19 protein-coding genes and 1 tRNA gene are annotated in these 17767 nt (G+C 64.9%); 9 read left to right on the forward strand and 11 right to left on the reverse strand.

All coding sequences use genetic code 11. From position 1 onward, the window contains the following. Positions 1 to 18: 18 nt before the first annotated feature. From WN72_RS40355 to fliI, 3 genes are all read right to left on the reverse strand, one after another. On the reverse strand, positions 19 to 564 hold the full coding sequence (locus tag WN72_RS40355) for a sigma-70 family RNA polymerase sigma factor (RefSeq protein ID WP_027562548.1): 546 nt from the start codon (positions 562 to 564) through the stop codon (positions 19 to 21). Positions 565 to 747: 183 nt separating this feature from the next. Beyond that, positions 748 to 1167 (reverse strand): flagellar export protein FliJ, encoded by a 420-nt coding sequence (gene fliJ / locus WN72_RS40360; protein WP_011084990.1) that lies wholly within the window; start codon positions 1165 to 1167, stop codon positions 748 to 750. Between the two features lie 121 nt (positions 1168 to 1288). Further along, a complete protein-coding gene (gene fliI, locus WN72_RS40365) occupies positions 1289 to 2614 on the reverse strand; it encodes a flagellar protein export ATPase FliI (protein ID WP_092217599.1) in 1326 nt (441 codons plus the stop codon). A 400-nt stretch (positions 2615 to 3014) separates the two neighbouring features. On the opposite strand from fliI, the gene ctrA reads away from it, so the two are divergent. The 5 genes from ctrA (at position 3015) to WN72_RS40390 (ending at position 6160) form a co-directional block, all read left to right on the forward strand. Continuing rightward, entirely contained in the window at positions 3015 to 3716 is a 702-nt protein-coding gene (gene ctrA / locus WN72_RS40370; RefSeq protein WP_016848562.1) for a response regulator transcription factor CtrA, read from the forward strand. Positions 3717 to 3887: 171 nt separating this feature from the next. Next, complete coding sequence (locus tag WN72_RS40375) at positions 3888 to 4292, forward strand: DUF350 domain-containing protein (RefSeq protein ID WP_027562546.1); 405 nt, start codon at positions 3888 to 3890, stop codon at positions 4290 to 4292. A 1-nt stretch (position 4293) separates the two neighbouring features. After that, a complete protein-coding gene (locus tag WN72_RS40380; protein ID WP_092217598.1) occupies positions 4294 to 4683 on the forward strand; it encodes a hypothetical protein in 390 nt (129 codons plus the stop codon). Between the two features lie 64 nt (positions 4684 to 4747). Beyond that, positions 4748 to 4996 (forward strand): hypothetical protein, encoded by a 249-nt coding sequence (locus tag WN72_RS40385; protein WP_092217597.1) that lies wholly within the window; start codon positions 4748 to 4750, stop codon positions 4994 to 4996. 3 nt (positions 4997 to 4999) lie between these two features. Further along, positions 5000 to 6160, forward strand: coding sequence for a glutathionylspermidine synthase family protein (locus WN72_RS40390; protein ID WP_092217596.1), 1161 nt, complete (start codon positions 5000 to 5002; stop codon positions 6158 to 6160). 54 nt (positions 6161 to 6214) lie between these two features. Here the strand turns inward: WN72_RS40390 and WN72_RS40395 are convergent, their stop codons facing one another. From WN72_RS40395 to chpT, 7 genes are all read right to left on the reverse strand, one after another. Continuing rightward, positions 6215 to 6685 (reverse strand): hypothetical protein, encoded by a 471-nt coding sequence (locus WN72_RS40395; RefSeq protein WP_027562542.1) that lies wholly within the window; start codon positions 6683 to 6685, stop codon positions 6215 to 6217. Between the two features lie 264 nt (positions 6686 to 6949). Beyond that, positions 6950 to 7822, reverse strand: coding sequence for a CheR family methyltransferase (locus WN72_RS40400; protein ID WP_027562541.1), 873 nt, complete (start codon positions 7820 to 7822; stop codon positions 6950 to 6952). After that, the gene (locus WN72_RS40405; RefSeq protein ID WP_027562540.1) at positions 7819 to 9018 is read right to left on the reverse strand and encodes a protein-glutamate methylesterase/protein-glutamine glutaminase; all 1200 of its coding nucleotides are present in this window, start codon (positions 9016 to 9018) and stop codon (positions 7819 to 7821) included. Before WN72_RS40405 ends, WN72_RS40400 begins: the two co-directional genes overlap by 4 nt. Positions 9019 to 9093: 75 nt before the next feature. Further along, the gene (locus tag WN72_RS40410; protein ID WP_007600538.1) at positions 9094 to 9459 is read right to left on the reverse strand and encodes a response regulator; all 366 of its coding nucleotides are present in this window, start codon (positions 9457 to 9459) and stop codon (positions 9094 to 9096) included. A gap of 74 nt (positions 9460 to 9533) precedes the next feature. After that, positions 9534 to 10004, reverse strand: coding sequence for a chemotaxis protein CheW (locus WN72_RS40415; RefSeq protein ID WP_092217595.1), 471 nt, complete (start codon positions 10002 to 10004; stop codon positions 9534 to 9536). Positions 10005 to 10087: 83 nt separating this feature from the next. Beyond that, positions 10088 to 12889, reverse strand: coding sequence for a hybrid sensor histidine kinase/response regulator (locus WN72_RS40420; protein ID WP_194482959.1), 2802 nt, complete (start codon positions 12887 to 12889; stop codon positions 10088 to 10090). Between the two features lie 197 nt (positions 12890 to 13086). Beyond that, on the reverse strand, positions 13087 to 13740 hold the full coding sequence (chpT, locus tag WN72_RS40425; RefSeq protein ID WP_167381186.1) for a histidine phosphotransferase ChpT: 654 nt from the start codon (positions 13738 to 13740) through the stop codon (positions 13087 to 13089). A 189-nt stretch (positions 13741 to 13929) separates the two neighbouring features. On the opposite strand from chpT, the gene WN72_RS40430 reads away from it, so the two are divergent. Continuing rightward, a complete protein-coding gene (locus WN72_RS40430; protein ID WP_027563872.1) occupies positions 13930 to 14757 on the forward strand; it encodes a 3'(2'),5'-bisphosphate nucleotidase CysQ family protein in 828 nt (275 codons plus the stop codon). Positions 14758 to 14766: 9 nt separating this feature from the next. Here the strand turns inward: WN72_RS40430 and WN72_RS40435 are convergent, their stop codons facing one another. Then, positions 14767 to 15252 (reverse strand): YHS domain-containing (seleno)protein, encoded by a 486-nt coding sequence (locus tag WN72_RS40435; protein ID WP_092220613.1) that lies wholly within the window; start codon positions 15250 to 15252, stop codon positions 14767 to 14769. Between the two features lie 140 nt (positions 15253 to 15392). On the opposite strand from WN72_RS40435, the gene WN72_RS40440 reads away from it, so the two are divergent. From WN72_RS40440 to WN72_RS40450, 3 genes are all read left to right on the forward strand, one after another. Continuing rightward, positions 15393 to 15998, forward strand: a complete 606-nt coding sequence (locus WN72_RS40440) for a DUF1134 domain-containing protein (RefSeq protein ID WP_092220615.1) — start codon at positions 15393 to 15395, stop codon at positions 15996 to 15998. A gap of 118 nt (positions 15999 to 16116) precedes the next feature. Beyond that, positions 16117 to 17409, forward strand: coding sequence for a coiled-coil domain-containing protein (locus WN72_RS40445; protein WP_027563869.1), 1293 nt, complete (start codon positions 16117 to 16119; stop codon positions 17407 to 17409). Between the two features lie 157 nt (positions 17410 to 17566). Further along, positions 17567 to 17641: transfer RNA gene (locus WN72_RS40450), tRNA-Val, on the forward strand. The last annotated feature ends 126 nt before the right edge of the window (positions 17642 to 17767 follow it).

Here is a 17767-nt window from a genome sequence, read left to right on the forward strand (position 1 = left end):
ACCTCACAGTGCAAGATCTCATAGTCCGAGGCACTCCCGGATATCCAACATGCTGCGCCGCAGCCACGTCTTCACCGTGTTGACGGGCGCGGCGAACTTCTCCGCCAGCTGCTCGCGGCTCCAGCCGTTGTAATAGGCGAGAAGGACGAGCCTCTGACGATCCGGCTCGAGCCGGCCGACGCATTCCAAAAGCCGCTTCAACTCCTCGGTCATCTCCCGCCGCGCCAGCGGATCGGGACTGTCGGCCGCAACCTCCATCGCCTGAGGCTCTTCCTCGATGGAGACTTCGGACTTCTTGCGGACGATGTCGATGGCGCGGTTGCGCGCGATCGACGCCATCCACGTGATCGGCGACGACAAGGCCGGATTGAACTGGGCGGCACCGTTCCAGATCTTGACGTAGGTCTCCTGAATGACCTCCTCTGCGAGATCCTGTCGGCGCAAGATACGGAGCACGACGCCATAAAGTTTCGCCCGCGTGGCGGCGTAGAGACGCTCGAACGCGGCCTGGTCGCCCTTCGCCACCGCCTCGATCAGCCCGACCAGCTCTGCTGGCGTCAGCATTCAGTCCCCCAAACGCGCACGGCTCCGCCACTTTTCGCGCAGGCCCTGGCACTCCGCTACCATAGCCCGCGGCAAAGCCGACCACCAAGGGGGCGCGGCGCCACACTGTGGACAGCAAACGCAAAAACCCGGACCTTGCGGTCCGGGTTTCGCGAATTTCTCGGCAGGTTGGCGCTGGCGCCTTTAGGCGACGGCCCCGATTCGGGCGCGCATCAGGCCGATGCTGTCGAGGTCGGCCTGCTCGCGGGCGTTCTCCTCGGCGCGTTCGCGGGCCTGGTCGCGCTCGTCGAGCAGCTCGACCTTCTTCAGCTCCTCGAAGGCTTCGGCCAGCGCGGCCTTGGCTTCGTCGAGCTGGCCCTTGAGCTCGTCGGCCGAGCGGGTCAGGTTCTCGCGGCGCTGGATCGCGGCCTTGGCATAGGTCGGGTAGGCGAAATGCGAGGGATCGTTGATCCCGGCGCGCTCCTGCTCGGTCTGGATCTCGCGTTCGAGATCGACCGACATCCGCTGGAAGTCGGCGATCATGGTCTCGATCTGGGTGACCCGGCGGCGCTTCTCGTCGACCTGAAACTTCTTCAGGCGGATGAGGGTATCTCGTGACTTCATCGACTCGTACTCCCCAGAAGTCCCCTAGCTGCGCGTGGGACAACACCGGTCTCCCCACAGGCCCAATTTGGGCCAAGACCGGCTCTACTACTCTGTGGGGTCGGATGATGACGCGACAAAGTTAGCGTTCCGTTTCCAAATTCCCGAGGATCTGTGCCAACTGGCGATAGCCGTCGGCCAGTGATGCATTTTCGTCCTTGCGCTGGCGCAGGAAGGCCTCCAGCGGCTCGTGCAGGCGGATCGCCTCGTCGACCTCGGGGCTGGAGCCGGCGCGGTAGGCGCCGAGCCGGATCAACTCCTCCATGTCGGCATAGGTCGCCATCACCTGCCGCGCCCGCTGGATGGTCGGCCAGAACTGCGGGTCGGCCGATTTCGGCATGGTGCGGGAGACGGATTTGAGGATGTTGATCGCGGGGTAGCGGCCGCGCTCGGCGATCGAGCGCTGCATCACGATATGGCCGTCGAGGATGCCGCGCACCGCGTCCGCAATCGGCTCGTTATGGTCGTCGCCGTCGACCAGCACGGTGAAGATCGCGGTGATGGCACCCTCGCGGAGGCCCGGTCCGGCACGTTCCAGCAGCTTCGGCAGCTCGGTGAAGACGGTCGGCGTATAGCCCTTGGCGGTCGGCGGCTCGCCGGCGGAGAGGCCGATCTCGCGCTGCGCCATGGCAAAGCGCGTCACCGAGTCCATCAGGCAGAGGACATCCTTGTCCTCATCGCGAAAATATTCGGCGACCGCGAGGGTCAGATACGCCGCCTGTCGCCGCATCAGCGCCGGCTCGTCGGAGGTCGCGACCACGACGACGGAGCGCGCGAGGCCCTCCTCGCCGAGATCGTCCTGCAAGAACTCCTGCACCTCGCGGCCTCGCTCGCCGATCAGCCCGATGACGCTGACCGCGGCATCGACGTTGCGTGCGAGCATCGAGAGCAGCACCGATTTGCCGACGCCGGAGCCTGCGAAGATGCCCATGCGCTGGCCGCGGCAGCAGGTAAGGAAGGTGTTCATCGCGCGCACGCCGAGATCCAGCGGGCTGCCGACGCGTTTGCGCGAATGCGCCGGCGGCGGCGAATTGCGGTACGGCATCGGCGAGGAGCCTTGCGGCAGCGGCCCCTTGCCGTCGATCGGCTCGCCCAGCGCATTGACGACGCGGCCGAGCCAGGCCGACGACGGCCGCACTTGATTTGCGGCATTGGCGATCACCGCCTTGCAGCCGCGGCGCACGCCATCGAGTCCCGCGAACGGCATCACGACAGCGTTGTTGCCGGAGAAGCCGATCACTTCGCAGGGAATAGAGCGATTGGCGCCGGTCTCGATCACGAGCCGCGCGCCGACCGACATCGCATGAATGGGTCCGGCGACCTCGACCATCAGGCCGCGCACGCCGACGACGCGGCCATAAATGTTGACGCCGTCGATGTCACCGATCTGTTCGGCAAGAGCCTTCATCAGGTGTGCGCCTTCATGATTTGGCCCTCACCGTGGAAACCTTAAGTTTCGCCATATTTCTGAACGGCGCTTAACTTCGTGTTTACCCGCATCATTAATCATTGCGTCACTGTCTTTGTGACTGAGCGTGACTCCCCTTCAGAAGAAGGCTGAGTCGCGGGAGTCGGTTAGCGCCGTCTCTTAAAGTGGAGCTTGAACGGGATCGGGTGACGAAAGCTGCTTCTCGCGCAACACCTTAGGGCGATTCGAGAAAAATTGCACCGGGGGGACTTGCGTTCCAGAATCAGGATTTGTTAACCATCTGTTGTCAGGATCCGAATCAGTTGTTCAAAGGCGTTTTGTTGAGTGCCGCGAATGCGGCCGACCTGACGCCCAGGAGCGGCGACTATGGGGAACTGGCATGCGCGTTTTGCTGATTGAAGATGACAGCGCCGTCGCGCAGTCGATCGAGCTGATGCTGAAGTCTGAGAGCTTCAACGTCTACACGACCGATTTGGGGGAAGAAGGCGTCGATCTCGGTAAGTTATACGATTACGACATTATTCTCCTCGACCTCAACCTGCCCGACATGTCCGGTTACGACGTGCTCAAGCAGCTGCGGGTCTCCAAGATCAAGACACCGATTCTGATCCTCTCCGGCCTCGCCGGCATCGAGGACAAGGTCAAGGGTCTCGGCGTCGGCGCCGACGACTATATGACCAAGCCCTTCCACAAGGACGAGCTGGTGGCCCGCATCCACGCGATCGTGCGCCGCTCCAAGGGTCACGCCCAGTCGGTCATCCAGACCGGCGACCTCGTCGTCAACCTCGACACCAAGACGGTGGAAGTCGGCGGCCAGCGCGTGCATCTGACCGGCAAGGAATATCAGATGCTGGAGCTGCTCTCGCTCCGCAAGGGCACGACCCTCACCAAGGAAATGTTCCTCAACCATCTCTATGGCGGCATGGACGAGCCCGAGCTGAAGATCATCGACGTCTTCATCTGCAAGCTCCGCAAGAAGCTCGCCAACGCCTCCGAAGGCCGCAACTTCATCGAGACCGTGTGGGGCCGCGGCTACGTGCTGCGCGAGCCGCACGAGGCCGACGAGCGCATCCCGGCCTGATCCCTAAGTTTACGTCGCGGGCCCATCGGGGCTCGCTCCTCCCAGCCTGGACCCCGCCGCAAATGGCGGGGTTTTGTTTTTTGGGGACAGGAGAGCCGCTTCGTCGCTCCCCCGGCATTGAACCGCTATCCTCCCGCCGCCGACGAATGGTCGCTGCATGATGGGGGAACGATGATCCTGCAATCACTCGCCGGCCTGCCCGCCTTCCTGGTCTATTTCTGCACCGGCCTGATCGCCATCGTGGCCTATCTGTTCGTCTACACCCGCATCACCCCGCACAACGAGTTCCAGCTGATCCGCGACAACGAGCCGGCCGCGGCGATCGCGCTCGGCCTCAGCCTGCTCGGCTTCGTCGCGCCGCTGATCAGCGCGATCGCGCATTCGGCCAATGTTCTGGACTGCATGGTCTGGGCGATCATCGCGCTGATCGTGCAGATCATCGTGCTGTTTCTCGTGAAAGTGCCGGTGCCGAACCTGTCGGCGCGGATCGCCGCCGGTGAGCTTGCGCCCGCGATCTGGCTCGGGCTGTCCTCGCTCGCCGCTGGCCTCCTGAACGCCGCCTGCATGATCTACTGAAATGGCGGACAAACCCACCAAAAAGGATTTCGGCAAACGCCGGCCGCCCGCTGAGCCGCCGCCTCCGCGGCCGCCGGTGAAGCGCTCCGGCCATGTCGCGCTGCTGGTGATGGGCACGATCGCGGTCGGCACCACCGCCTACACGCTGATGCCGCACCAGACCTGCGAGCCCTCCCCCGGCGCTGTGCCGGGGCAGACGACCACGACGTGCACCAGCAGCAGCAGTTCGTCAGGCGGCAGCGGCGGCTCGCGCTGGTCGTCGCGATCGAGCTTCTTCAGCAGCGACTCCTCGAGCCATTCCTCGTCGGGATCGTCGTCAGACTCTGGCTCCAGTAGCGTGAGCCGCGGCGGCTTCGGCTCGTTCGGCCATGGTTTTTCGGGCGGCGGCTGAAGCGCGAGGTTTTGAATTCAACGCCGCGCGCCGCTCTGCTTTAAGTCGCGCGGGAGGATGCAACATGAAACGCTCGCGAAGGGTCATGCTGACGATGATGGGAAGTGCCGCAGTAGGTGCCGTCTCGATGGGATTTACCAGGCGCGAACAGCCATGTGGCTCCGGACTCGAAGCCGTTCCCGGCATCGACGGCAAGCCCTATTGCCGGCCGAGCTATGGCGGCTTCGGCAGCACGCTGCATCGCATGCACGGTGGGCATGGCAGGCACGGACATGGCCATGGCGGTCATGGCCATGGCGGCCACGGCGGTTGATCCATGCAACGCATCGTCTGTCCCGAGCGCGATGACTGGCAAGAGACCGCCGAGCAATGCGGCTTCGCCTTCCATACCATCGACGGCGAGCGCTATTGGGACGAGCGCGCCTATTACGGCTTCACGCTCGACGAGATCGAGCGCGGCATCGAGACGCCGACCGCCGAGATCGACGCGATGTGCCTCGAGCTTGCCGGCCGCGTGATCGGCGACGACCGTTACTTGCGGCGCCTGAAGATTCCGGAGGCGTTCTGGAATTTGATCGCCGAGAGCTGGGAGCGCGACGACCGCAGCCTTTATGGCCGGCTCGATCTGAAGTTCGACGGCGACGGACCGCCGAAGCTGCTCGAATACAACGCGGATACCCCGACATCGATCTTCGAGGCCGCGGTGTTTCAATGGACCTGGCTCGAACAGGCCATCGAACGCCGCATTATTCCGGCGCGCGCCGATCAGTTCAACTCCATCCATGAGCGCCTGATCGAAGCGTGGAAGGCGATCGGCGACCGCCGGCATCTGCATCTCACCGGCACGACCGACAGCGAGGAAGACGCCGGCACGCTCGCTTATCTCGAAGACACCGCACGCCAGGCGGGCCTCTCGACCACGCTGCTCGACATCGAGGAGATTGGCTGGCGCGATGAAGCCGGCGGCTTCGTCGATCTCGACGATCGTGACATGGCGCTTGTCTTCAAGCTCTATCCCTGGGAGTGGATGTTCCAGGACGCCTTCGGCGCCAAACTCAAGGACGCGCCGACGCGCTGGATCGAGCCACCGTGGAAGGCCGTGCTCTCCAACAAGGGCATCTTGCCGCTGCTCTGGGAGATGTTTCCGAACCATCCCAATCTGCTGCCGGCCTTCTTCGAGGACGATCCGCGTGCCGCTGAGCTCGGAACATCCTATGTGCGCAAGCCGCTGCTGTCGCGCGAAGGCGCCAATGTCACGCTGGTCTCCGGCGGCGTATCGCTTGTCGAGCAGGCCGGCCCCTACGGCGCAGAAGGTTTCGTGCGGCAGGCGCTATCGCCGCTGCCGAATTTCTCAGGCAACTATCCGGTGGTCGGAAGTTGGCTGGTGAACCACGAGCCGTGCGGCCTGTCGATCCGCGAGGACGAGAGCCCGATCACCGGCAACCGCTCGCGGTTTCTGCCGCATGCGATCTTGTGAAATGCGCTCGCGCCTCACCGGCAAAGGCGCGCGAGCGCTAAGGTTCGTGCCGGCTTAGGGGGTCTTGACGATAAATCTTCCGTCGTAGAGGCCGGCGCCCTTGAACCCACTTTGCACGCTCTCGAAGCCGCCCGTGCCCGTCGCATTTGCGTACGTGCCGGTGCCCGACAAAATCGTGTATTCGCCCTTTGCCTTTCCGTCCTTGACCGCGCCGGCGTAGCGCGCCGTGATCGAGGAGCCGTCGTCGAAGGTGTAGGTGCTGTAACCGAATATCGGTCCTGAGCCCTTGAGCAAGTCGGAGGAATTGACGAAGTCCTTCACGGCAATACGGCCGTCCTTGAAGAAGGCAACGCCGAACATCTTGCCGGACATGACTGTCTGACCTTCGACATTCGCGACTTCGGTGACCTTGACGTCCATCGGCTTGGTGACGAGCTTGAATTCGAGCACCTGCTCGCCAGCAAAAGCCGTCGCGGGCAACGAGAGCGCCGCCAACAGGAAATAAGAGGCACAAGACATTCGCATGGTATGTCCTCCTCAAAACAGGTCATGATCTTGAACGAATTCCCGCCTCGGTCGGGCGGGACGACCGGGACCATAGCACAACCGCCAGATGCTGATGAGGGCCGCGATCGCGTCGCATCACGGCGCGCGCTCTGCTGCGCGGTAGCCGAGTAATCTGCGCTGCTCAATTGCTGGTGAAGCGCCGCGCGCAATGGAGAGACCGGCAGGTGCTGCCGGTCATCCGCAACAACGTCGCTCACTCCGATCGCCGCGCCGTGCGGCAAATCACCTCGCCGCGGCAACCTTCAGCGGCTGCGGCATCAATCCGCCCATCGGACGGCCGGAGCGTGCGGGATTGAGCTGATAGAGACCGCGGCGCTCGGTGATGGGACGGAACGCATCGGTGATACCGACGACGGATTCGGCAGCGCCAAGCAGCAGCGTGCCGTCGGCTTCCAATCCCTTCGCCATCCGCTCGAAGATCACAGCCTTGGTATCCTGATCGAAATAGATCAGCACGTTGCGGCAGAAGATCACGTCGAACGTGCCGAGATGGGAGAAATCCTGCAACAGGTTGAGCTGGCGGAACTGCACCATGGCGCGGATATCGGCGTTGAGCTGCCAGAGCTCGCCGGTCTGCGTGAAGTACTTCATCAGGTGCTGGATCGGCAGGCCGCGTTGCACCTCGAACTGGCTGTAGACGCCGGCCTTGGATTTCTCCAGCACCTCCTGCGAGAGGTCAGTGGCGACGATCTCGATGCGCCAGCCGGCAAGAGCTGCGCCCATCTCCTTCACGCACATCGCGATCGAATAGGGCTCCTGCCCCGTCGAGGACGCCGCCGACCAGATGCGCAAAGACTTGCGCGCCGCGCGCGCCCGGATCAGGCCCGGCAGGATGGTTTCGCGCAGATGATCGAACGGGATCTTGTCGCGGTAGAAGAAGGTCTCGTTGGTGGTCATCGCTTCGACCACGTCGGTCGCAAGCCGGCCGTCGCCGTTCCGGATCTTAAGCACGAGATCGGGAATGCCAGGAAGACTTGCCTTGCGCGCGAGCGGCAGCAAGCGGCTCTCGACCAGATACTGCTTGTCGGCGGAGAGATCGAGACCGGAGCGCTCTTTCAGGAACTTGCGCAGATAATCGTAATCTGCGGGCGTCACGAGCGGTCTCCCGCGAACAGGCGATTGACCTTGGCGCCGATCTGGTTGAGCGGCAGGATCGCCGCGCAGATGCCGGCATTGGCCGCCGCGCCCGGCATGCCCCAGACCACGCTGGAGGCTTCGTCCTGAGCGATCACGCTGCCGCCGGCCGCGACGATGTCCTTGCCGCCGCGCATGCCGTCCGAGCCCATGCCCGTCAGGATCACGGAGAGAATGTTGCCGTGCCAGATGTCGATGGCGGAGGTGAACAGCGGATCGACCGCGGGCTTGCAGAAATTGACCGCGGGACCATCGTCGAGCGCGATCGCGACGTCCGCGCCGCTGCGGGCGACGCGCATGTGCTTGCCGCCGGGCGCAAGATAAATCCGTCCCGGCTTCACCGGCTCGCCATCGACCGCCTCGGCTGCCGGCCGGCGGCTCGAACGCGCCAGATGCTCGGCGAGAATGGTGGTGAAGGTCGGAGGCATGTGCTGGGTGATCAGCACGGGGAAGCGATCGATCACCGGGCCGAGCTCGGTGACGAGCGCCATCAGCGCCTGCGGACCGCCGGTCGAGGAGCCGATCAGCAGCACCTTCGGGACCTGGGTCGAGAACGGACGGGTCGACAACGCGGCTGACGACGGCGCATGCACGGCCGGCGCCGGTGCGGGCGCAGCAGGCCTCGCGACGGCCGGTCCGCGTGCGGCCGGAGCCGGGCTCGCGGGCGCCAGCGGCGGGCTCGCAACCGCGGGCTTGCGGCGCAGCCGCGCGCCGAGGTGACGGATCTTCTGGATCAGGTCGTGATGAAAGATGTCCGCGGCCTGCGCCTCGCGCGTCGATTCCGGCTTCGGAATGTAATCGGCCGCGCCGAGCGACAGCGCCTTGAAGCTGATCTCCGCGTTGCGGCGGGTCAGGGTCGAAGCCATGATGATGACGAGGTCGCGCTTCTTCGCCAGCAGTCGCGGCAGCGCCGACAGACCGTCGAGCTCGGGCATTTCGATGTCGAGCACGGCAACATCCGGATTGATGCGTTCGAGCTGGTTGACCGCCTCGAGCCCGGTGCGCAAGGAGGCTGCGACCTCCATGTCGTGCTCGGCACCGATCCAGCGCGAGATCAGACCGCGGATGACGACGGAGTCATCGACGACCATCACCCGCAGCGGCCCGGCTTCGCGCGAGGGACCCGTGGTCGAATTACCTGCGAACGCAACACTCATTACTCACCAACTCAGACTGAAACGGTTCAGTTGAAAACAATCGCCGAAGGATCCGTTCAGCCTCCGGGAGTTCGCTCAGATAAGTCCGACTTCCTGGAATTTCGCCGTCACGATGTCCTTGTCGAACGGCTTCATGATGTACTCGTTGGCACCGGCGTGCAGCGCACGCGCGATATGGGCGACGTCGTTCTCGGTGGTGCAGAACACCACTTTGGGCTGGTCGCCGCCGGGCATGCGCCTGAGATGGCCGAGGAATTCGTAGCCGTCCATCACGGGCATGTTCCAGTCGAGCAGCACCGCGTCGGGAAGTCCGCGCTTGCAGGCCTCAAGCGCCTTCTCACCGTCCTCGGCTTCGAGGATCTGGAAGTCGAGGCCCTCCAGGATCCGGCGCGCAACCTTGCGGATGACGCTGGAATCATCAACGACGAGACAAGTTCGCATGTGAACCTCTGCTTCCTCCCCCTTCGCGGGGGGCACTTCCAATTGCAAGTCCGTTGGCGGCGCTTGCTGTCGTATCAGGCCGCCATCATCTCGGGCGCGAGCTCGAGCACGCGATCGACGTCGAGGACGACCATGAGCTGGCCGTCGAGACGGTGGACGCCGCCGGCGAGCTTGGCCATGCGGGGGTCGAGGTTGACGGGGTTCTCCTCCATGCCGGCCTCGGGCAGGCGCAGCACCTCGCCGATCTGGTCGATCAGGAGGCCGTAGGATTCACCGCGGAGGTCAACGCCGACCGCCATCGGCGCCTTGCCGTCCTCGGCCTTGGGCAGGCCGAGACGGGCGCGCATGTCGATCACGGTGACGATGCGGCCGCGCAGGTTCAACACGCCGGCGATCTCGCGCGAGGCCAAGGGAACGCGGGTGACGCGCTCGGGCATGAACACGTCCTGGACGCGGGAGATCGGCAGGCCGAACAGCTGGCCGCCGATCATCGCGGTGACGTATTCGACCATGGCACCTTCGCCAACTTGCGTCTTCTTGCTCATATCGTCTCTCCTCGTCCTAGCCGCTCTTTTGTTTGAGCATGATCTGGTCGGAAAACCGCTTCACACTTTTCCGGATCATGCTCTTAGGCCGCGGCCCGGCTCAGCTCGGAGGCGCCGGCCGCGCCCGCGGTCTGCTCCTTCAGCGCCGCGATCAGGCCGGGACGGTCGAACTTGGCGACATAGTCGTGGAAGCCGGCCTGACGGCCGCGCTCGATCGCCGCCGGCGACACCAGCGCCGACAGGCCGATGATCGGCGTTGCCGCAAGGTTGTTGTCGGAGCGGATCACTTCCGCGAACTCGAACCCGTTCATGTCCGGCATCTCGATGTCGGTCAGGATCACGTCGAAGCTTTGCGCGCGCAGCGCCGCGAGGCCCTCCTGCGCGGTTGGCGCGGTGCGGACGCGGTAGCCCGCGGCCTTGAGTACCGGAGCCAGCATGTTGCGGAAGAACGCGGAGTCGTCGACCAGCAGCACCGACTGCGAATGCATCGACGGCTTCATCTCCTTGCGGGTGAACCAGTCGGCGAACGCCATCGGCAGGAAATGGCCGACGTCGATCACTTCGGTGGCCTGGCCCTTGATCACGGCCGAGCCGAGAATGCCGGAGGAGGAGCCGCCGACCTCGATGTTGAGCCGTTCCTCGACGATGTCGATGATCTCGTCGACGACGAGGCCCATGGAGCGGCCGTCATCGGCGAACACCAGGATCGGCTGGGCGCCCTGGCTGGCGATGGTGACGCTCTCCATGGCGACCAGCGGCATCAGCTGCTCGCGGTACTGCACCATGTAGCGGCCGTTCGAGAACTCGATCTTGTCGGCCGGCAGCTCTTCCAGGCGCGTGACGAGCCCGAGCGGGACCGCCTTGGGCTGGGACGAGCCGGCGCGGAAGACGAGGAGCGAGGTGGTCTGCTCGCCCGAGCCGATGTGGTGCGCGCCGTTCTCGTCGGCCATGTCATGGGCCGAGGAGCCAGCGGCGCCGAGCGCTTTCGCAATGCCGTTGGGGTCGATGATCATGATGACGGCGCCATCGCCCAGGATGGTGTTGCCGGAGAACATGTCGATGTGACGGAGCTTCGTCGACATCGGCTTCACGACGATTTCTTCGGTATGGAACACGCCGTCGACGACGATGCCAAACGTCTGGCTGCCGACCTGGGTGACCACGATGAAGCCGTTCTCGGGATCGGAGGCCGCGCCGTCGTCGATCTTGAGCAGCTTCTTGAGGTGGATCAGCGGCAGCAGCTTGTTGCGCAACCTGAGGACCGCGGTGTCCTTGATGCGCTCGATGCGGTGCTCGGAGTTGGCGCGGGCGCGCACCAGCTCGACCACCGAGAGCTGCGGAATGGCAAAGCGGTCACCGGCGGCTTCGACGATCAGCGCAGAGACGATGGCGAGGGTCAGCGGGATCTTGATGGTGACGGAGGAGCCTTCACCGGCCACCGACTTGATGTCGATGGTGCCGCCGATCTGGTCGATATTGGTGCGCACCACGTCCATGCCGACGCCGCGGCCCGAGACCGAGGTGATGGCAGCCGCGGTCGAGAAGCCGGGCGCGAAGATGAACTTGTGGATCTGCGCTTCGCTCATCTTCTCGAGCTCGGCCTCGGTGACGAGACCGGAGGAGAGCGCCTTGGCCTTGATCTTCTCGGTGTTGAGACCGCGGCCATTGTCGGCGATGCAGATGATGATGTGGCCGCCTTCGTGATAGGCGGACAGCCTGATAGTGCCCTGCTCGCCCTTGCCGGAGGCGAGACGCTCGGCGGGGGTCTCCAGGCCATGATCGGCGGAGTTGCGCACCATGTGGGTGAGCGGGTCCTTGATCAGGTCGAGCACCTGGCGGTCGAGCTCGGTGTCGGCGCCGTGCATCTCCAGCTCGATCTGCTTGCCGAGTTCGCTGGAGAGGTCGCGGACGATGCGGGGCAGCTTCTGCCAGGCATTGCCGATCGGCTGCATGCGCGTCTTCATGACGCCCTCCTGCAGCTCGGCGGTGACGTTGGAGAGGCGCTGCAGCGGCACCTTGAACTCGGTGTCCTCGTTGCGGCGGGAGATCTCCAAGAGCTGGTTGCGGGTCAAGACCAGCTCGGAGACCATGGTCATCAGGTGCTCCAGCGTATCCACGTTGACGCGGATCGACTGGTTGGCGATGCGGTCGCCCTCGCCGGCACTCTCGTCGGCCATCGACTTCTTCGGCGCGGCCTTTTCCTTGGCGGGCTTTGCAGTTTCCTTGGCTTCCTTCGCTGCGGGAGCGGGAGCTTCGGCAGCCGGCGCAGGTGCGGGCTCGGCCTTGGCAACGGGCGCGGGGGCTGGGGCTTCGATCGCGGTCTCGCGGAAGGCGCGCTCGAGCTCGTCGAGCGAGACTTCGCCCGGACGCAGCGGGCGCTCCAGGGTCTGATCGATCAGCGTGCCGGTCGTCATCTCTTTTGCAGGAGCAGGTGCAGCGGCGGGCGCTTCCGGCACCAGCGGGGGGGCTTCAGCAACGGGAGCGGCAGCACCTGCCGCCATTGCGGCCATGCCCTGCTCGACCATCGCTTCCAGCTTGTCGATGAGATCGCGGTCGTTGCCCTCCGGCTCGGCCTCGGTTGCCTCGAGGCCGGCCAGAATCTCCTTGATGCGGTCGATCGAGGACAGGATCACGGTCACGGCCTGGCCGGTCACCGGCATGCCGTCGCGGAATTTGCCCATCAGGGTCTCGCCGGCATGGGCCAGCGCTTCGAGCCGCGGCAGGCCAAGGAAGCCGCAGGTGCCCTTGATGGTGTGGACGAGGCGGAAGATGTTATCCAGAATCTTGGCGTTGTTCGGCTCCTGCTCGAACTTCACCAGCTGATTGTCGACGGTGTCCAGGCTTTCGCTGGTCTCCGTCAAAAACTCCCGCAACAGATCATCCATGAAAACAGGCCTTCATACAGGGAGGGCGCGCACGAGGCGTGATGCGCCATTTCGGAATGAAGCCAGCTTCACCGCAAAGCGTTTAATAATGGTTGAGTATGTGCAAAAGAACGGAACCAACAAAGAGATAAGGCGCTCCGGACAAGCCGAAGCGCCTCGTAAAGATTGGATTAACGATTCGGCCGCGGCGGGCGCGTTTACGAAGCGGTAACGATGATGGCTTCGCCTTCCGGCGCGAGCTTCACGGTGAGCCCACAGGCCTCTGCGAGCAGGCGCGTATAATAAGGCTGGATCGCGTGCGCATCCGCGGCAGGTCCCCGTTCGCCGCTGAGCAGCTCGGAGATGTTCTGCGGCAGGCGCGCATTATGTCCGGTCGCGGTGATGCGGAAGCTCATCGTTTCGCCCTCGCCGATCGGATCGACCGTCAGCATGCCGCCGCGCGGGATCGTGTGCTGGGCGACGACCAGCATGTTGAGCAGCAGCTTGACGCGATTCTTCGGCAGCAAAAGCCGCGGCAGATTCCACGTGATCGCGCACTTGCCGTCCTCGATATGGCCGCGCGCCATGGTCTGGGCGTCGCCGAGGTCGATCTGCGCGCCGGACGAGCCGGCCGCGCCGAAGGCGAGGCGGCAGAACTGGAGCCGGGCGGAGGCAGTCTTGGCGCTTTTGCGAATCAGGTCGAGCGCGAATTCGCGGTCTTCCGGCTTGGGATCGTCGTCGAGCACTTCGAGCCCGTTGACGATGGCGCCGACGGGGCTGATGAGATCGTGGCAGACCCGCGAGCACAGGAGAGCTGCGAGTTCGAGCATATCGGGAGCAGTAGCGGTCGCGGGCGACGAGGCGTCAGACATATAAAGGGGTCCTGGCGGGTTCCTGGAATTGCACGGCGCTGGACGCCGCGAATCACGCATGCTTGACGGATGCTGCGGGTTCTAACATTCGCCAGCCTGTGGCAGCTAGCTTGCGATAGGTTCGAAGCGGCCATAAAGGGCTGCGGGCGAATCAGGTGAAGAGGGGTGAGATTTGCCGATGAATGAGGCATGCAGGTGAGCATCATCGACGCCGAGGCCGCAGCCCGATTGATGGAGCCGCTCACCGCGCTGGTGGTGAAGGCGGGCGAGGCGATCCTGGCCGTCAACCGTGGGGCAATGCGGGTCGACGGCAAGCAGGACGGCTCGCCGGTGACCGAAGCGGACCTTGCCGCCGACCACATCATCGCCGACGGACTGGCGCAGCTCGCGGGCGACGTTCCCACGCTCTCGGAGGAGCGGACCCAGCTCGCCTCGCCGCCGTTTCAGGGCAGTTTCTTCCTGATCGATCCGCTCGACGGCACCAAGGAGTTCGTCGCCGGCCGCGACGAATTCACGGTCAACCTCGCCCTGGTCACTCACGGCGTGCCCCTGCTCGGCATCGTCAGCGCGCCCGCGCTGGGGCTGCTCTGGCGCGGCATCGTCGGCCGTGGCGCCGAGCGCGTGAGGTTTGACGGCGCGACCATCAAGGCTGCCGAGCCGATCCGAACCCGTAAGCTGCCGAAGCCGGGCGAGCCGTGGGTTGCCGCGGTGAGCCGCTCGCATGGCGATCCCCAGAGCGAGACGTTCATCGCTAGCCGGCCCAACGCCGTGAGAAAGACCTGTGGCTCGGCGGTGAAGTTCGGCCGGATCGCGGAGGGCAGCGCCGACATCTATCCCCGCTTCGGGCCGACCTGCGAATGGGACGTCGGGGCCGGCTGCGCGGTCGTGACCGCCGCCGGTGGCAAGGTCACCGACGGCAAGGGCGGCGCGCTCCTTTTCGGCCAGCGCGGCGATACCGGCTTCATCATCCCGGACTTCATCGCCTGGGGCGACCCGCAGGCGGTAGGCTGCTACTGACTGAGCTTGTTACTGGCTAAGTTTGTCCTGGAGCGCCGGCCAGCGCTTGCCGACCTCATAGAGGAAGCGTTCCGGATCGGCGGCGAAGGCGTCGCGATTGGCTTCCAGGCTGAACAGATAGAGCCGCTGCGCCGCGATCACGAAGAAGCGGGGATTGCCGGGGACGGTGACGCCGCGGGCGATGTCGGCGGGGTCATAGCCGCCGAATTGCGGACCATAGATCTCGGGATGAGCCAGGAAGGAGGCCCGGTTGCCCTCGTTGCGGAAACGCCAGACCGCCCCCCACAGGTTCGCCTCGAACTCCTCCGTCCCCTGCTGGGCGGTGCCGTCGACGAAATAACCGACCGGGTCGAAACCCTCGATGGCGACGCCCGAGAAGCGGTTGACCACGATCCGCTCGGTGGTGGCCGCCTGGGCCGGCAACTCCAGGCAGGCGAGCCAAATGCCCGCCAGAAGCCAGATCGCGAGCCCGATCAAGGCAATTCCGGGGCGCAAAGGGCTATCTTCCTGCCGTTGTGCCGTCATAGTTGCTGCGGATAACATCCGAGTCGAGGGGACATCCGGCGCAACCTAGAGCCGTGCCTGTTGGCGTCAGGTTAAGGAAGCGAACGGATTCGATAGCAGGGGTTTCTTTTATGACTTTCGCATCACGCCTTGCTGCACTCGCGCTTGCCGCGATGGTGGGCTGGATCGTGCCGGCTTCCGCCCAGCAGGCGCCGCCGCCCAACCTGCCGCCGCCGCAGCGGACCCCGACGCCCAACACCTATGGGCCGGACGAGCTGGTGACCGCCGGCCACCGCTTCTTCGGCAACGTCTCGCGCGGGCTCGCCTCGATCATCGAGAAGGCGGTCAGCCAATGGGGCCTGCCCAACGGCTATATCCTGGGCGAGGAAGGCTCCGGCGCCTTCGTCGCGGGCCTGCGCTACGGCGAAGGCACGCTCTACACCAAGAACGCCGGCGACCTCCGCGTCTACTGGCAGGGTCCCTCGCTCGGCTTCGACTGGGGCGGCGACGGCGCGCGCACCATGACGCTGGTCTACAACCTGCCCGCCACCAACGCGATCTACCAGCGCTTCGCCGGCATCGACGGCTCGGCCTATATCATCGGCGGCTTCGGCATGACGGCGCTTACATCCAACAACATCGTGCTGGTGCCGATCCGCTCCGGCCTCGGCCTGCGGCTGGGCGCCAATATCGGTTACTTGAAGTACACGCCGCGCGCGACCTGGAACCCGTTCTAAACATCCCTCCCCGGACAAGTTCCGGATTCACGTTAACGACAGGGCGGGGCTGGCTTTTTGCCGGCCCGCCATGCATTGTCGTTGGTAAATTTTTCCTTAGCTCTCGGAGTTCTGGCCCATGGTCGAACCGATCATGTACCTGGCGATCGGTTTCCTGCTTTCGATGCTGTGCGGGCTGGCCATCGTGCCGCTGGTGCATAACCGCGCGGTGCGCCTGACCACGCGCCGGCTCGAGGCGGCCACCCCGCTCTCGATGGCCGAGATCCAGGCCGACAAGGACCAGCTCCGCGCCGAGTTCGCCATGTCGGCGCGGCGGCTCGAGATGAGCGTCGAGCAGCTCAAGAACAAGACCACGAGCCAGCTCGCCGAGCTCGGCAAGAAGAGCGATGCCATCAACCGCATGAAGATCGAGCTCGGCGAAAAGAACGCCACGATCTTCGCGCTCGAGGCGCGCGAGAAGGCGGTGAAGGAGCAGCTTCGGGCGACCGAAGAGGAATTCAACGCCAAGACCGAATCCCTGCGTTCCGCCGAGCAGGCGCTGACCGACAAGCAGGGCGAGCTCGCCAAAATCAATTCCGAGCTGTCCGACCGGTCGATGATGGCGGAGAGCCGCCAGGTCGAGCTGGTCGCGGTGCGCGCCCAGATCGAAGAGCTCAAGAACCGCGTCGGCGATGCCGAGAAGGAATTCGCCGCCACCCAAGCGCGCCTCGCGCAGGAGCGCAACGAGTCCGAGACCGCCTCGCGCGAGCTCGGCGATGCCCGCGGCCGGGTCGAGAATCTGAGCCAGCGCGTCAACGAGCTCGACCGCCAGCTCCTCGTGCAGGTCAAGGAAGCCGAGATGCTGTCGGGCCGCGTCGCCGACCTCGAGGGACGCCTTGCCACGCAAGGCAAGCTGCTGGCCGAGCGCGACTACGAGAACAACCAGCTCCGTCAGGCCAATGAGACCTCCGAGCGCACCGTCAAGGAGCTGCGCGTCGAGATCGCGGCCTTGAGCGGCGGCAAGTCGTCGGCCGCATTCGAATCGCTGCGCGCGGAAAAGACCACGCTGGAGGAGCAGCTCCGCACCGCGCGCGACGAGCGCGGCAAACTCCAGCGCGACATCAACGCGATCCAGCAGCAGGCGGAAAGCTCCTGGGCGACCGAGCGGATGGAGAACGCGCTCTTGCGCGAGCGCATCAACGACATCGCCGCCGAGGTGGCCAAGCTCGCGATGCAGCTCGAAGGCCCGAACTCGCCGATCGAGGCCCTGCTCGCGGCCGAAGCCGGCCAGCCGCCGAAGCCGGCGCCGCGCCCGGCCAACGACGCCGCGACCAACGGCACGCCGAGCCTGCCCGAGGGCGGTGGAACACTCGCTGAACGCATCCGGGCGCTGCAGGCCCACGCCTCCCGCGCCCGCCAGCAGGGCGCGTAAGCGGGCCGAAACCGGGCCTTGCGGCCGGATTACGCGATCGGCCAAGGTTTTCGCCCCGCAAGGCACCTCGAAACTTGACACCTTCGGCCCGCACTTCTAAATCGCGGGCTCCAATGCACCGGCCGGCCGAAAGTCCGGCCGCCTGCATGATGGTCCCGGGCGCATAGCTCAGCGGGAGAGCGTTCCCTTCACACGGGAGAGGTCCAAGGTTCGATCCCTTGTGCGCCCACCATCCATCCTCCTGAACCCCTATCTGTTGCGGACGACCATCGGCGCATGGTGGTCTTTTGGGCTGCCTCGTCAAAAATCTCGAAAACAACCCCATGCACAGTAGCCGGCGTCAGCCGGATCAATGAGC

This window comes from Bradyrhizobium arachidis (assembly GCF_015291705.1).
Lineage (GTDB): Bacteria > Pseudomonadota > Alphaproteobacteria > Rhizobiales > Xanthobacteraceae > Bradyrhizobium > Bradyrhizobium arachidis.

What these genes read in the sequence shown, in the direction of transcription:
- WN72_RS40355 (WP_027562548.1), bottom strand. Translation starts at nt 564, where the DNA reads ATGCTGACGCCAGCAGAGCTGGTCGGGCTGATCGAGGCGGTGGCGAAG.
- fliJ (WP_011084990.1), bottom strand. Translation starts at nt 1,167, where the DNA reads ATGAAGTCACGAGATACCCTCATCCGCCTGAAGAAGTTTCAGGTCGAC.
- fliI (WP_092217599.1), bottom strand. Translation starts at nt 2,614, where the DNA reads ATGAAGGCTCTTGCCGAACAGATCGGTGACATCGACGGCGTCAACATT.
- ctrA (WP_016848562.1), top strand. Translation starts at nt 3,015, where the DNA reads ATGCGCGTTTTGCTGATTGAAGATGACAGCGCCGTCGCGCAGTCGATC.
- WN72_RS40375 (WP_027562546.1), top strand. Translation starts at nt 3,888, where the DNA reads ATGATCCTGCAATCACTCGCCGGCCTGCCCGCCTTCCTGGTCTATTTC.
- WN72_RS40380 (WP_092217598.1), top strand. Translation starts at nt 4,294, where the DNA reads ATGGCGGACAAACCCACCAAAAAGGATTTCGGCAAACGCCGGCCGCCC.
- WN72_RS40385 (WP_092217597.1), top strand. Translation starts at nt 4,748, where the DNA reads ATGAAACGCTCGCGAAGGGTCATGCTGACGATGATGGGAAGTGCCGCA.
- WN72_RS40390 (WP_092217596.1), top strand. Translation starts at nt 5,000, where the DNA reads ATGCAACGCATCGTCTGTCCCGAGCGCGATGACTGGCAAGAGACCGCC.
- WN72_RS40395 (WP_027562542.1), bottom strand. Translation starts at nt 6,685, where the DNA reads ATGCGAATGTCTTGTGCCTCTTATTTCCTGTTGGCGGCGCTCTCGTTG.
- WN72_RS40405 (WP_027562540.1), bottom strand. Translation starts at nt 9,018, where the DNA reads ATGAGTGTTGCGTTCGCAGGTAATTCGACCACGGGTCCCTCGCGCGAA.
- WN72_RS40410 (WP_007600538.1), bottom strand. Translation starts at nt 9,459, where the DNA reads ATGCGAACTTGTCTCGTCGTTGATGATTCCAGCGTCATCCGCAAGGTT.
- WN72_RS40415 (WP_092217595.1), bottom strand. Translation starts at nt 10,004, where the DNA reads ATGAGCAAGAAGACGCAAGTTGGCGAAGGTGCCATGGTCGAATACGTC.
- WN72_RS40420 (WP_194482959.1), bottom strand. Translation starts at nt 12,889, where the DNA reads ATGGATGATCTGTTGCGGGAGTTTTTGACGGAGACCAGCGAAAGCCTG.
- chpT (WP_167381186.1), bottom strand. Translation starts at nt 13,740, where the DNA reads ATGTCTGACGCCTCGTCGCCCGCGACCGCTACTGCTCCCGATATGCTC.
- WN72_RS40430 (WP_027563872.1), top strand. Translation starts at nt 13,930, where the DNA reads ATGCAGGTGAGCATCATCGACGCCGAGGCCGCAGCCCGATTGATGGAG.
- WN72_RS40440 (WP_092220615.1), top strand. Translation starts at nt 15,393, where the DNA reads ATGACTTTCGCATCACGCCTTGCTGCACTCGCGCTTGCCGCGATGGTG.
- WN72_RS40445 (WP_027563869.1), top strand. Translation starts at nt 16,117, where the DNA reads ATGGTCGAACCGATCATGTACCTGGCGATCGGTTTCCTGCTTTCGATG.